Source organism: Rhodoferax sp. ZS1R8 (assembly GCF_056521325.1).
In genome coordinates this window covers 439,910-452,915 of the sequence record NZ_JBWMBA010000003.1, presented here as the reverse complement: position 1 = coordinate 452,915, position 13,006 = coordinate 439,910, and the positions used below count along the sequence as shown (strand labels likewise).

General features: G+C 60.3%; 14 protein-coding genes. 8 read left to right on the top strand and 6 right to left on the bottom strand.

Annotation, left to right across the window (positions count from 1 at the left end):
- Nucleotides 1-2: 2 nt before the first annotated feature.
- The 6 genes from AC097P_RS13025 (at nucleotide 3) to AC097P_RS13000 (ending at nucleotide 5,235) form a co-directional block, all read left to right on the top strand.
- Nucleotides 3-1,187 carry a beta-ketoacyl-ACP synthase gene (locus AC097P_RS13025; RefSeq protein WP_479610843.1) on the top strand — a complete coding sequence of 395 codons (1,185 nt, stop codon included), beginning with the start codon at nucleotides 3-5 and terminating at the stop codon, nucleotides 1,185-1,187.
- Nucleotides 1,188-1,199: 12 nt separating this feature from the next.
- Entirely contained in the window at nucleotides 1,200-1,679 is a 480-nt protein-coding gene (locus AC097P_RS13020) for a hotdog family protein (RefSeq protein WP_479610842.1), read from the top strand.
- On the top strand, nucleotides 1,672-2,403 hold the full coding sequence (gene fabG / locus AC097P_RS13015; protein WP_479610841.1) for a 3-oxoacyl-ACP reductase FabG: 732 nt from the start codon (nucleotides 1,672-1,674) through the stop codon (nucleotides 2,401-2,403). Before AC097P_RS13020 ends, fabG begins: the two co-directional genes overlap by 8 nt.
- A complete protein-coding gene (locus AC097P_RS13010) occupies nucleotides 2,400-3,635 on the top strand; it encodes a beta-ketoacyl-ACP synthase (RefSeq protein ID WP_479610840.1) in 1,236 nt (411 codons plus the stop codon). The genes fabG and AC097P_RS13010 overlap by 4 nt, the downstream gene beginning before the upstream one ends.
- A gap of 110 nt (nucleotides 3,636-3,745) precedes the next feature.
- Complete coding sequence (locus AC097P_RS13005) at nucleotides 3,746-4,330, top strand: 4'-phosphopantetheinyl transferase family protein (protein WP_479610839.1); 585 nt, start codon at nucleotides 3,746-3,748, stop codon at nucleotides 4,328-4,330.
- Between the two features lie 17 nt (nucleotides 4,331-4,347).
- Nucleotides 4,348-5,235: a polysaccharide deacetylase family protein gene (locus tag AC097P_RS13000; protein ID WP_479610838.1), complete on the top strand. Its 888-nt coding sequence runs from the start codon at nucleotides 4,348-4,350 to the stop codon at nucleotides 5,233-5,235.
- Between the two features lie 7 nt (nucleotides 5,236-5,242).
- Here AC097P_RS13000 and AC097P_RS12995 read toward each other — a convergent pair whose 3' ends face one another.
- The 6 genes from AC097P_RS12995 to AC097P_RS12970 form a co-directional block, all read right to left on the bottom strand.
- On the bottom strand, nucleotides 5,243-5,944 hold the full coding sequence (locus tag AC097P_RS12995) for a class I SAM-dependent methyltransferase (protein ID WP_479610837.1): 702 nt from the start codon (nucleotides 5,942-5,944) through the stop codon (nucleotides 5,243-5,245).
- 22 nt (nucleotides 5,945-5,966) lie between these two features.
- Nucleotides 5,967-6,809 (bottom strand): MipA/OmpV family protein, encoded by an 843-nt coding sequence (locus AC097P_RS12990; protein ID WP_479610836.1) that lies wholly within the window; start codon nucleotides 6,807-6,809, stop codon nucleotides 5,967-5,969.
- 5 nt (nucleotides 6,810-6,814) lie between these two features.
- Nucleotides 6,815-7,711 (bottom strand): response regulator, encoded by an 897-nt coding sequence (locus AC097P_RS12985; RefSeq protein WP_479610835.1) that lies wholly within the window; start codon nucleotides 7,709-7,711, stop codon nucleotides 6,815-6,817.
- A 31-nt stretch (nucleotides 7,712-7,742) separates the two neighbouring features.
- On the bottom strand, nucleotides 7,743-9,221 hold the full coding sequence (locus tag AC097P_RS12980; RefSeq protein ID WP_479610834.1) for a putative bifunctional diguanylate cyclase/phosphodiesterase: 1,479 nt from the start codon (nucleotides 9,219-9,221) through the stop codon (nucleotides 7,743-7,745).
- A 92-nt stretch (nucleotides 9,222-9,313) separates the two neighbouring features.
- Complete coding sequence (locus tag AC097P_RS12975) at nucleotides 9,314-9,763, bottom strand: MerR family transcriptional regulator (protein WP_479610833.1); 450 nt, start codon at nucleotides 9,761-9,763, stop codon at nucleotides 9,314-9,316.
- Between the two features lie 3 nt (nucleotides 9,764-9,766).
- Complete coding sequence (locus AC097P_RS12970) at nucleotides 9,767-10,063, bottom strand: SCP2 sterol-binding domain-containing protein (protein ID WP_479610832.1); 297 nt, start codon at nucleotides 10,061-10,063, stop codon at nucleotides 9,767-9,769.
- 151 nt (nucleotides 10,064-10,214) lie between these two features.
- On the opposite strand from AC097P_RS12970, the gene AC097P_RS12965 reads away from it, so the two are divergent.
- Both AC097P_RS12965 and AC097P_RS12960 read left to right on the top strand, forming a co-directional pair.
- A complete protein-coding gene (locus AC097P_RS12965) occupies nucleotides 10,215-11,825 on the top strand; it encodes an acyl-CoA carboxylase subunit beta (RefSeq protein WP_479610831.1) in 1,611 nt (536 codons plus the stop codon).
- Nucleotides 11,826-11,853: 28 nt separating this feature from the next.
- Nucleotides 11,854-13,005 carry an acyl-CoA dehydrogenase family protein gene (locus tag AC097P_RS12960; protein WP_479610830.1) on the top strand — a complete coding sequence of 384 codons (1,152 nt, stop codon included), beginning with the start codon at nucleotides 11,854-11,856 and terminating at the stop codon, nucleotides 13,003-13,005.
- The last annotated feature ends 1 nt before the right edge of the window (nucleotide 13,006 follow it).

Below are 13,006 nucleotides of genomic sequence, written 5' to 3'. Positions count from 1 at the left end.
TCATGCCTGCGTCCATCTATTTGAACGATATGGGAGTCGTCTGTGCCCTGGGCATCGACAGCGCCAGCGTGCGATTAGGCCTCTTCGGCGACAAGCCTAGCGGTGTCCAGGTCAATACATCGGTAGTCTCAGGTTCGGAATTGTTTTTGGGAACGGTGACGCAGGCCCTAGCCGACGTCTCAGTGCTGCCTATGCATTTGCGCAGTCGGAACAACGCGCTGTTGCTGACGGCTTTACAACAGGTACGCGGTTCGGTGGATGCCGCCATCCACCGTTACGGCCCGCACCGGGTGGCGGTCGTGGTGGGAACCAGCACCGCAGGAATCGGTGAAGCGCAGCTCGCCATGGAGCGCCATCATACAAGTCATGTTCTTCCCACCGAGTTTCATTTCAGCCAACAGGAAATGGGCTCTCCGGCGATGGCCCTCAATGCGATGCTGGGCCTTAGTGGTCCAGTCGTGGGCATATCCACGGCATGTTCGTCCAGCGCCAAAGCCCTTGCAAGTGCTGCGCGGCTGTTGAATGCAAATATGGCCGATGCTGTCGTTGCCGGCGGCATGGACGCGATGTGCAACTTCACTGTGGCGGGTTTTTCCGCGTTGGAGGCGGTCAGCGCCACGTTGTGTAACCCCCTTAGCCTGAACCGTTGTGGCATAAATATCGGCGAGGGCGGAGCTCTCTTTGTGATGACACGGGACCCCGGTGACGTGCGTCTGGCGGGCTGGGGAGAGTCGTCGGATGCACACCACATATCGGCACCGGCCCCGCGCGGAACAGGGGCACTTGCCGCGATGCGCGCGGCTGTGGCCCGCGCCGGCATCCAACCGGCTGATATCGATTACATCAACCTGCACGGTACGGCGACGCGGCAAAATGACTCGGCCGAATGCATTGCGGTGCACGAGCTGTTTCCCGAGAGCGTTGCCCTCAGTTCCACCAAGCCGTTGACCGGCCATACGCTCGGGGGCGCTGGTGCATTGGAGGCGGCTTTGTGCTGGCTGACCTTGCGCGACAACCCGCAAGGCTATCTGCCTCCCCACTGGTGGGATGGGGTAGTTGACCCCGAGCTTCCGCCACTGAACATCGTTGGCAGTGGGCACAGCCTGGGGCGTGCTCCCCAATATCTCTTAAGCAATTCCTTTGCCTTTGGCGGCAGCAATGCCAGCCTGGTTTTGGCGGGTGCCTGACGGACAAGATTGATGGAAGCCAATACCGTGCGTTTACCTGTGGCATATGCGATTGCCGACATCGTGCCCCACGCGGGCCGGATGTGCCTGCTGGATAAAGCCGTTGACGGCGACGCGGAGAGCCTGAATTGTGAGGTCACCATCCAAGAAGACAACCTGTTCTTTGCCAATGGCGGTGTGGATGCATGGGTAGGCATAGAGTACATGGCGCAAGCCGTAGCCGCTTGGGCAGGTTGGCGGGCCCGGTTGCGGGGTGAAACGCCCAGGATTGGTTTTTTGCTGGGCAGTCGCCGCTACGAGTGCAAGCGCCCACGTTTTTTGCTGGGGGACAATCTGCACGTTGGGGTGCACCGCCAGTTTCAGGCGGACAACGGCATAGGGCAGTTCGATTGCTGGATCGCCATTGCCGGCGACACCGTTGCCCAGGCAATGTTGACCGTATTCGAGCCGGCCAGCGCCGATGATTTTTTGATGGGACAAGCCAGTGAGTGAGCACAACGTTTTAGTGACCGGTTCCAGCCGCGGTATTGGCCGTGCGATTGCCCTGCGTTTGGCGCGGGATGGATACGACATCGTTCTGCATTGCCGCAGTGGCCTGCAGGAGGTGCAGGCAGTGGCGGAGCAGGTTCGCGGCATGGGGCGTTCGGTACGCGTGTTGCAGTTTGACGTGGCGGATCGGGCAACTGCAGCCAGACTGCTATTGGAAGATGTCGAGGCCAATGGTTGCTACTACGGCGTGGTCTGCAACGCGGGTATTGCCCGGGACAACGCGTTTCCAGCCATGCCGGCCGAAGACTGGGACGCCGTGGTACACACCAATCTGGACAGCTTCTACAACGTGCTCAACCCCTTGACCATGCCCTTGGTACGCCGACGCAAACCCGGGCGCATCGTGACGCTGTCCTCGGTATCAGGGCTCGTCGGCAATCGGGGGCAAGTCAACTACAGCGCCGCCAAGGCCGGCATCATCGGCGCAACCAAGGCGCTGGCGGTGGAATTGGCCAGCCGTGGCATCACGGTGAACTGTGTAGCCCCCGGATTGATCGACACCGACATGGTCGACCAGCATGTGCTGGACGAAGCGCTGAAGCTGATTCCCGCCAAACGCATGGGGCGGCCGGAAGAGGTGGCTGCCGTGGTTAGCTTTTTGATGGGTGAAGACGCGGCGTACATCACGCGGCAGGTAATTTCCGTAAACGGGGGAATGGTGGGATGACGCGCGTAGTAGTAACCGGCTTTGGTGCATTGAGTCCGTTAGGGCATGATTGGGCGACGGTCCATGCGCGTTTGAAGGCGTGCCAAAACGCGGTGCAAAAAATTGGGGAATGGGCGGACTACGAAGGTCTGAACACCCAGGTCGGCGCACCAGCGCAACCGTTCGAGCTACCCACCGATCGCTACAACCGCAAGTCCACACGCAGCATGGGCCGCGTGGCGTTGATGGCGGTGCGAGCCAGTGAAGTGGCGCTGCAGGACGCGGGTCTTCTGGGTGATCCCGTGTTGAAGAGCGGACGCGTGGGTATTGCCTATGGTTCTTCCTCTGGCACGCCGAAGTCGATCGGCGATTTTGGGCGCATGATCATCAACAAATCCACTGAAGGGATCAACGCCACCACGTACATCAAGATGATGTCGCACACGGCGGCCGTCAATATGGGAGTTTTCTTCGGGCTGACCGGCCGTATTGTGCCTACGTCCAGTGCTTGCACCTCGGGCAGCCAGGGTATCGGCTATGCCTACGAAATGATCAAGAACGGCAAACAGATTGCCATGCTTGCTGGAGGAGCGGAGGAGTTGGACGCAACCGAAGCAGCGGTATTCGACACGCTGTTTGCGACGAGCGTCAAACATAACAGTACGCCTAGTCTGACACCGCGCCCCTTTGACGCCAGCCGTGATGGCCTGGTGTTAGGCGAGGGGGCTTGTACGCTGGTGCTGGAAGCGTTGGATCACGCGCTGGCGCGCGGTGCCAACATTCATGCGGAGGTCCTTGGCTACGGCACCAATAGCGATGGCCTGCATGTGACCCAACCCAATGCCCAAACCATGGCGCAGGCCATGCACTTGGCGCTGGAGGATGCCGGCCTGAGCCCAGACCGTATTGCGTATGTCAACGCCCATGGCACCGCCACAGACCACGGGGATGTAGCCGAGTCCGTTGCCACCCATAGTGTTTTTGGTGAAGGCGTTGCCATTTCATCCCTCAAGAGCTATATGGGTCACACGCTGGGGGCGTGTGGTGCGTTGGAAGCCTGGATGAGCATAGAGATGATGCGTAGCGCCTGGTTCGCACCCACGCTGAATCTGGAGACCGTCGACCCGCGTTGTGCGCCGCTGGACTACATCACGGGTGAGGGCCGAAAGATCCAAACCGATATTGTCATGAGCAATAACTTCGCGTTTGGCGGCATCAATACCTCATTGATTTTCAGGCGCTGGAACGGCTGATTACCCGGGTAAACGCTGTGTATCCACGCCTCGCAATCCAGACATGCGCATATTTGCTGGCTGATTGGCGGTCGAGATCCTCTGAGTCGGAGCTGTCTCCAGAGGAGGGTGTGCGTGCCCAGGCTATTGTGTCGACAACCCGGCGCGAGCAATTTCTGGCCGGTCGATGGTTGGCCAAGACGCTGTTGTCCCAGTCGAAAGGAGGAGCGCCTACGGACTGGCACATCAGTGCTGACGGAAACCAAAAGCCTCGCGTCATCGACCATGATCTGCAACTGTCAATAGCCCACAGCGGTGTGTTTGTAGCCTGTTGCGTTGCAAACCAAGCGGTTGGCGTCGATGTAGAACGCCTGGAGCGCGTCCGCCCCATCCTAGATATGGCGCAGCTGGTGTGCAGTGAGACCGAGCAAAGCGCGTTGCGCGCATTGCATGGGACTGCATTGACGCAATATTTTCTTCAGCTGTGGATCTGCAAAGAGGCCCGCCTGAAGCAAAGGGGCATGGCGTTCTCTACGGAATCGTTGCGCGCTACGCAAATGGAGCCCGTTGGCCGTGGACAGGCCCAAGTGGCTACCTGGGTTTTTGCGCAGCAGAACGTGATGCTGTCCGTTGCTGTGGAAGGCCTGGCGCAGCTGCATGCACAGTGGCCCGCCGGTTGGGTGGCGGACTCCGCCCACTGGTATCGCTATATTTGACCAACAAAGGGTTTTTGATGATTGCAACTGCGCGTGCCCTGGCCACGATTGCACTGTGGGTGGTGATGGGAACTGCTATGGGTCAAGCCTTGCCGCCTATTCGGTTCCTGCTGACTTTTGATGACGGCCCCAGTCTTTGGAGTTCGGCACCCACGCAGCGGGTTTTGGCCCAGTTAGCCCACAATCCTGTGATGCCGAATGTGACTGCGCTGTTCTTTGTGCAGTCGGTGCACCACGCGCATGGGGGCAGCGATGCGGGTCGCAAATTGATGCGAGAGACCTGTGGCGCCGGCCACGTGTTAGGTTTGCACTCAGGCTCCGCGCGCGGCCATATCCCACACCCCAGCCTTGCGCCGCAGGAGTTGGCGGAGTCGCTGACGTTGGGCAATTCGGCAATCGAGCAGGAGTGTCCAGGCGCGGTGCAGTTCGTCCGGCCGCCGGACTGGGTCTACACGGATGCCACGCTCGCCGCATACGAGACTGCGCACCTGAAGATGCTCCAGGCCGACATCAGCGCCAACGATGGAAAGATTTACGGCTGGAATATCAGTCTGCGCCGCAGATCCCATTTGCGCAGCGGGCTGGAAAGAGTGGCCCTGGCGCGCGCTGCGGGGCAGCTCCCTGTGGTCGACGGTGCCATACCCATCATCGTTGCATTCCACGACACCAACCCCTACACAGCAGACCACATGACAGAGTACTTGCAGATATTGGTGGATGAGAGCGCCGACGCCAACCTGCCACTGGCCAATGAACCCTTTTACTCCGATGGGCCATCGCTTGCGCGTGCTGCGAATGCACGCGCTGCCCGACAACTGTATGTATGTGACACCGCAGCCCTGAGTACGCCCTGGACGGTGCGGATGGGCTTATCACCCGGTGATCCACGCCGGGGCTGCTTCTGAGTGTGGCTTACAGCGGCTTGATTGCCACCAGATTCACCAGCGTTTCATTGCGCTCTCTGGGTACTGGCCGACCGATCCACTCGAAAAAACCGATGTCCGGCCGACTCCACCACAGATAGGGCAACGATATCCTGCTGTCGGGCGCGTCGAACCCGGCCGCGCGAACCATGCTAATGTATTCACCCGCTGTCCTTTGCACTTCCATGGGGTGGCGGAAAAGGAAGCGGATCTGTGGCGTTTGAATGTAGTACTTCGTCGACTCGGCAAACAACAGCATGCCACCCGGCTTGAGGATGCGGTAAAACTCTGCCATCGCGGCCTCTTGCTCCACGATATGGTGGAAGGTCTGGTGGCAAAAAACTACGTCGAAACTTGTGTCCGCCAGGCCGGTGCTGGCCGCGTTGGCTTCCAGGAGCTGGACCTCGCAAGCGCAGGCGTTTGCTTCATCTCCAGCACGTGCCTGCAACCCCGGGTCAGCGTCCAACCCTACGATGGTGGATGGCGCAAATCGCTGCGCCAATTCTGCAAAGGAGTGGCCGAAACCGCAACCCACGTCGATCATGCGAGGCCGGTGTACCAAACCACCGACGGGGATCATGCGTTGCAGATCGTCCAGTGCGCGTACCAGCACGCTGCGCTTCCATACCGCGGTTTTTAAGAACCAATTCCCGAAGCTTGTTTCCTCAACAAAGTCTGCTGTTTTAGTCATGCGCAAAGTGTAAAGGCGCTAACTAATCAACAACAACCTTTTGGCTGGACTCGCGCAGTACCCAGGTGACGGCAAAGCCCCCGGCGAACCCGCTCTTTTGCGTCACCAGGGGGCTGTTTTCAAACACCGCCCCCCGCACGTCGTCATAGCGCACAAAGCCGCCCAACCAAAATGACGGGAATCGCTTCCACAATGCTGACAAAACCTGCACGCCTGCATAACCGGATTTGGCCTCGTAGGCGCTACGCGAGGCGGTCGCATACTGCTGCGAGACGCCGTAGAAATAATCATGTTGTTCGCGGCTACCAAATACCGGTCCACCGACCACGGCGAACGCCCAGCCGCGCTGCCCAAACGGGTTGGCAACGTCGAGGTTGAGGCGCGGTGTAAATTGCCAACCGATGAATTTGGGATCGCTCTGCAGCGTCATCGCTGCCCGCACGGGCACAAACAGTTTTAGCTTGGTATCGTGGTCGCTGGATTGCCACAGTTTGAAGTCCACGGACGGTCCCAACTCCAGGCTCGAATTGAGGTCCGGCATGCCGTCGCGCGCCTTGACGTCACGGCTGTTGACGGGAGGCGACGCGGCGAGGCTGAGGTTGATCTCAAAACGCTCGGAATCAAACAGTACCCCTCTGACGCCATCCTTATCTGCCTTCAGATGGTCCCCCCGGTAGACCAGGTAGGGGATAGGCAGCACATCGGTTCTGGTTTCTGCTGAGCCACGGTAGGCGGGCAGTTGCAGGGCGGAAACGCCCAATCCCAGTTCCCACAATGGTTTTTCAACCGCCATCGCCTCGCCGTAAAGAGTGCAGGCAAGAAGAATGAACGTTGACCAAAATTTGGCGGAGTGTTTCGGACGCATCTAAATCATCCTAGCAAGCGAACAATTTCCGGCTTACCCAGTTCCTGCGCTAGGGCCAGCGCAGTCTTGCCGTCCACCACCGTGTCGCGCGACACACCCTGGCCCGCCACAAACAGCGTCACGGCCAATTGGTCGCCGCGCTGAATGGCTGAAACGAACTGCGCATGGTCAAAATACTGCAAGCCCATGGCCGTGAGTTGTTTGCGGGCCTCCAGTTCTGGCCACTGCGCCAGGGTGTTCAACACCGGGATCGCAGCACCGACGGGTGCGATCAGCGAAGCGGCAGACCGAGGAACCGGCAGAGTCTGGATCATTTCTTCTTGTACATCCGCGGGGGCAGCCACTGGCGCTGGCGCCAGCTCAGCCGTGACCACGCCCTTGCGCCGCAGCTCGCGGTTGGCGTCCAGCAGCATTTCGATATGGGCAAACACCTCGTAACGTGAGAACGGCTTCTTCATGAAAAGGTCGGCGCCAATCTTGTTGGCGTAGAACTGTTCGGTAGCATGCTCGTTGCCGCTGATCATGATGACGGGGATGTGCTGGGTTGCCGGGTCTTTGCGAATGGCGCGCAGTGCGCCAAAGCCGTTCATGCCGGGCAACACGATATCCAGAAAAATAATGTCCGCCTTGACCTCGGCCAGCATCGCCAAGCCCTGTTCTGCGTCGCCCGCATCCCGGGTGACGTAGCCGGCGGAGCGCAGTATCTTGCGCAGCGTGGCCACCACCGTGGCGGAGTCGTCGATGATGAGCGCGGTGGCGCCCTGGCGCGCATTCTTGCGCTTGCGGTTGCGGCGTTCGACAGCAGCTTGTAACGGGCCAGCAGTCGGCGCATCGGACGCAGGGCTACCGGGTTTCAGCTCTTCTTTTTTGCTGGTGGTTCTGAAACGGTCAAAAAAACTCATGGCACTGCCTTATGGTTCGAGCGGGAGGGTATCAGTGTAATTTTCCCAGATAAGTTTCCGAAAAAAGCGATTTGCGAAATTCCATTTCCTCTGGCTTGTGGTCGTCGTCCAGCGCCAGGCGCTCCAGCTCGTAGGCCGGCATGGGCAGCGAAAACAAAAATCCCTGCAGTTCGTTGCAGCCCATGGCTACCAGCAGGTCGCGCTGACCGGGCGTTTCCACGCCCTCGGCGATGACACGCAGGTTCAATGCGGTGGCCATGTTGACGATGGACTGGGCTATGGAGCGGGCATCTTCGCTTTCTTCCAGGTCGGACACGAAGGCGCGGTCGATTTTCAGCTCCGCTGCTGGCAGCTTGCGCAACGCGGCTAGGCTGGAATAACCAGTGCCAAAGTCGTCGATGGAGACGTGAAAGCCCGCGTTGCGCATCTTCTCGAAGGTCTGCTGCGTGACCTTGGTGTCTTCCATGGCCACGGATTCGGTTATTTCACAAGTAAAGCGGTCGGGCTGTATGCCGTGGCGCTGCAGCGCGGCCTCTATGCGCTCCACCAGGTCGTCTTCGCGCATCTGGTAGCCGGAGATATTGACCGCCACGCGCATGCGCAGACCTTGCTCGCGCCAGCGCGCGGCCTTGCGGCAGGCTTCTTCGATGACCCAGTTGCCGATAGGGCCGATCAGCCCGTACTGCTCGGCCAGCGGAATGAAGACCACAGGGCTGATCAGGCCGCGCTCTGGATGGTGCCAGCGCAGCAGCGCTTCAGCACCCGTTACCTGCAGGCCGATGGCGTCTATCTTGGGCTGGAAGTACAGCTCGAACTCCCCCTTTTCCAGCGCGCTGCGCAGGTCGTTGAACAGCAGGGCCTGTTCGCGTACCTCTACACCCATCTTGGGGTCGTACAGGCAAAAGTCGCTGCCGCCGTTGAACTTGACGCTGCGCATGGCCAGCGCCGCATTGCCCAGCAGCTTACCGACCGCACCGTGGTCGGGGTATACGGCAACGCCGATGGAGCAGGTGAACTGGGCGCGTACGGCTTCGAACGCTAAGGGCACAGCCAAGGCATTGGACACGCGCTGCGCCGAAGTGCGGGCACTGCGGTGGTCGCCGTCGACGACCAGTGCGAACTCGCCGACCCCGATGTGACATGCCTGTGTTTCTTTGGCGCCATCGCCCATGACCAGGCGGCGCGACACTTCTTTTAGCATCCGGTCGCCGCTCTCATTGCCAAAGGCGTCGTTGAGCATGACGAAATTGTCCAGCGCGACATACAGGACGCAAAAGGGCCCGCTGCCGGCATCCACGGCGTGGGCCTTTTTGGCCAGCGCGGCTTCAAAGCCCGCCCGCGTCATCAACCCGGTAAGGGTATCGCCGCCCAGTTTGGTGGACAGCTGTTTTTCAAGCCCGTTCAATAGCAGCGACAGGTGCTGCCGATGGTGGCGTTCTCGCCAATACAGTCCACACATGGCCGCAGTAATAAGCAGGCTGGCGGCGGCAATGGCGGACCAGATGTTCATTTATGTGGCAGCGTGGTGGGGTATGGCTTGGCGCAGAAAAGGCACGAGACATCATAGCCAGTTTCAAGCCCCGGACGGCGGCTTTCGCAGACTCAGGTTTTGGCGCCCGAACGCTGGCGGGCCTCTAGCTGCTGGCGTGAATACGCGTTGATGACGCGCAGTTCGGCCAGCGTTTCGTCGATCTTGGCCCGCTTTTTCTCCAGCTCCGCGATCTCGGCATCGGTACGCTCAATGACGTAATGCAGTTGTTGCGTACGGCCTTCGCCCTGTTGTCCATACAGATCCAGGTAACGCTTGATCTCCGACAGCGGCGAACCAATCGCCTTGGCGCGCAGGATCAACGCCAGGCGTGCCCGGTCGCGCCGTGTGTAGACCCGTGCCCCGTTGATGCGCCTGGGGGCCAGCAGTCCCTTGTCCTCATAGAAGCGCAGCGCCCGCAACGTGATGCCAAACTCGCGGCACAGCTCGGTGATGCCAAAGAGTTCGGTCGTGGCCTCGTCGCGGTGGGAGTCGACAAAAGCCTGTGCGTCGGTTGCGCACATCGCTCAGATCACCCGTTGCAGGCGCATAGCCACGCCCATGTCGCCACTGACCTTGAGCTTGCCGGCCATGAAACCCGTCGTGGGTTCCAGGTCGCCGCTGAGCAGCGCGTTCAGGTTGTCCAGCGTGATGCCAACCGTGCAGTCAGCGTCGATGTTGTCGTTGGTGACCGTGTTGGGGGTGGACGCACCATCGATGCGGATCACGCCATCGGAGCCGCAGTCAAACTTCAGCGTGGCGTTCAGGCCGCTGTCACTACCGACCTTGTTGCGGATGGCTTGGGTGCAGGCTTCGAGGTTCATGTGAGGACTCCTTGGTTTGTTGTGGCGATGGAGCCGCATGGTAGCCCGCAGGCATACCGTAAACATCAGTAAAAACACCTATGCGGCATTAGGTTGACGTTAACGTCACCATGCCGTCTAATTCCAAACACCAACGCAAGGACTTACGCCGATGCCTGCCATCCGATCGAAGATCAAACCCACTTCTGACGCCTTTGCCGCCAATGCCCAGCGCATGTCAGGCCTGCTGGCCGAAGTCCAGCGCCTCGAGGGGCTGGTCATCGCCGAGTCTGAATCCAAACGCGACAAGTTCGAGAAGCGTAATCAGTTGCTGCCGCGTGAACGGGTTGCCCGTTTGCTGGACCGGGGCACGCCGTTTTTGGAGCTAAGCCGGCTGGCCGGGCTGAACATGCACGACGATGATGGCAAAAAGTCTGTGATGGGCGGTGGCTCCATCGTCGGCATCGGCGTGGTGGCTGGCAAGCGCTGCATCATTTCTGCAAACGACAGCGCGGTCAAAGGTGGCACCGTGGCGCCCATGGGTCTGAAGAAAGGCCTGCGCGTGCAGCAGATTGCGCTGGAGAACAAGCTGCCGCTGATCTCGCTGGTAGAAAGCGGTGGAGCCAACCTGATGTACCAGAGCGAGATTTTTATCGAGGGCGGCCGCACCTTTGCCAACCAAGCCCGCATGTCGGCGATGGGCCTGCCGCAGATTGCGGTGGTGCACGGCTCCTCCACGGCCGGGGGTGCTTACTTGCCGGGTTTGTCGGACTACGTGATCCTGGTGCGGGGGCGCTCCAATATCTTTCTGGCCGGCCCACCCTTGGTAAAGGCCGCCATTGGCGAGGACTGCACTGAAGACGAATTGGGTGGCGCCGAGACGCATGCCCAGGTTACCGGTCTGGGCGAATACCTGTGTGAGGACGATGCCCACGCCATTGGCATGGCGCGCGAGGTCATGGACAAGCTGCGGTGGGACACCGTGCCATCCGCCACCGCCTTTGCCGAGCCCTTGTTTGACGAACAGGAGCTGATGGGCATTGTGCCCGCCGACGAACGCGAGCCCTATGACGTGCGTGAGGTCATTGCCCGCCTGGTCGATGGATCGGATTTTCTGGATTTCAAGGCCGAATACGCCCCCGAGATGGTGTGTGGCCACGCCCGCGTGCAGGGCCATCTGGTCGGCATTCTGGGTAATAACGGCCCCATCCAGCCCACAGGCTCGACCAAGGCCGCGCAGTTCATCCAGCTGTGTGATCAGACCGGCACGCCGTTGGTCTTTTTGCAGAACACCACGGGTTATATGGTGGGCTCGGCGGCGGAGCGGGGCGGTGCCATCAAACATGGCGCCAAGATGATCCAGGCAGTGGCCAATGCGAGGGTGCCCAAGTTCACCTTTGTGCTGGGCGGGTCCTACGGGGCCGGCAACTACGGCATGTGCGGGCGCGGGTTTGACCCCCGCTTCATCTTTGCCTGGCCCACAGCCCGCACGGCTGTGATGGGCGGTGCGCAGGCGGCCAAGGTCATGGATATCGTGAACCGCGCCAAGATCGAGCGCACCGGCATGGAGGCCAATGAAGAAGCGTTGGCTGCGATGTCCGACGGACTGCGTTTGCGGCTGGACAAGGAGTCTGCCGCGCTGTTTGGCACGGCGCGGCTGTGGGACGACGGCATCATCGATCCACGCGATACGCGGCGCTTTTTGGGTCTGGGTTTGGCGCTGGCGGCTGAGGCGGATCAACGCAAGTTATATCCAAACACCTTCGGCGTAGCCCGCATGTAACACCCCTACCCACCACAAAAAGAACACTATGAAATTCACCCCCGAGCACGAGCAGATTGCCGACACGGTCCGCAAATTTGTCACCAAGGAAATCAACCCCCAACTGCCCGAGTGGGAAAAGGCCGGCATCTTCCCCGCCCACCAGTTGTTCAAGAAGATGGGCGACCTCGGCCTGCTGGGCATCAAGTACCCCACCGAGTTTGGTGGCCTGGGGCTGGACTTCAGCTACTCCATGGTCATGGCCGAGTCGCTGGGCGAGTGCAATGCCGGCGGCGTGCCCATGGCCATAGGTGTGCAGACGGATATGTGCACGCCAGCACTGGCCCGCTTTGGCAGTGACGCACTGCGCCACGAATTTCTGGCGCCCAGCATTGCTGGCGACATGGTGGGTTGCGTGGGCGTCAGCGAGGCCGGTGGCGGCTCCGACGTGGCCGCGCTGAAGACCACGGCGCGCAAGGATGGCGACGACTACTTGATCAACGGCTCCAAGATGTGGATCACCAATGGCATGCAGGCCGACTGGTGCTGTCTGTTGGCCAACACGTCTGAAGGCGCTGCACACAAGAACAAATCCTTGATCGTGGTGCCGCTGAAAAGCCCCGGTGTCACGCGCCAGAAGATCGAGAAGATCGGCATGCACTCCAGCGACACGGCCCAGCTGTTTTTCGACAACGTGCGCGTGCCGCAGAAGAACTTGATCGGCCAGGAGGGCATGGGCTTCATGCTGCAAATGCTGCAGTTTCAGGAAGAGCGCTTGTATGGCGCCGCCGGGTCCTTGCGTTCGCTGGACCGGCTCATCGACCAGACCATTGACTACACGCGCCAACGTCAGACGTTTGGCAAGCCCATTTTGCACAACCAAGTGGTGCATTTCCGCCTGGCCGAGTTGCGCACCGAGGTGGAGGCCCTGCGTGCGCTGACCTATCGCGCGGTGGAGCAGTACGTAGGCGGCAAGGATGTAACCCGGCTGGCATCCATGGCCAAACTCAAGGCTGGACGCCTGATGCGGGAGGTCGCCGACAGCTGCCTGCAATACTGGGGCGGCATGGGCTTCACGGCCGACAACCCCATCGCGCAGTCGTACCGAGATGGGCGTTTGATCTCGATAGGCGGCGGTGCGGACGAGATCATGCTGGGCATCATCTGCAAGCTCGAAGGCACATTGCCGGGCAAGGCATGAC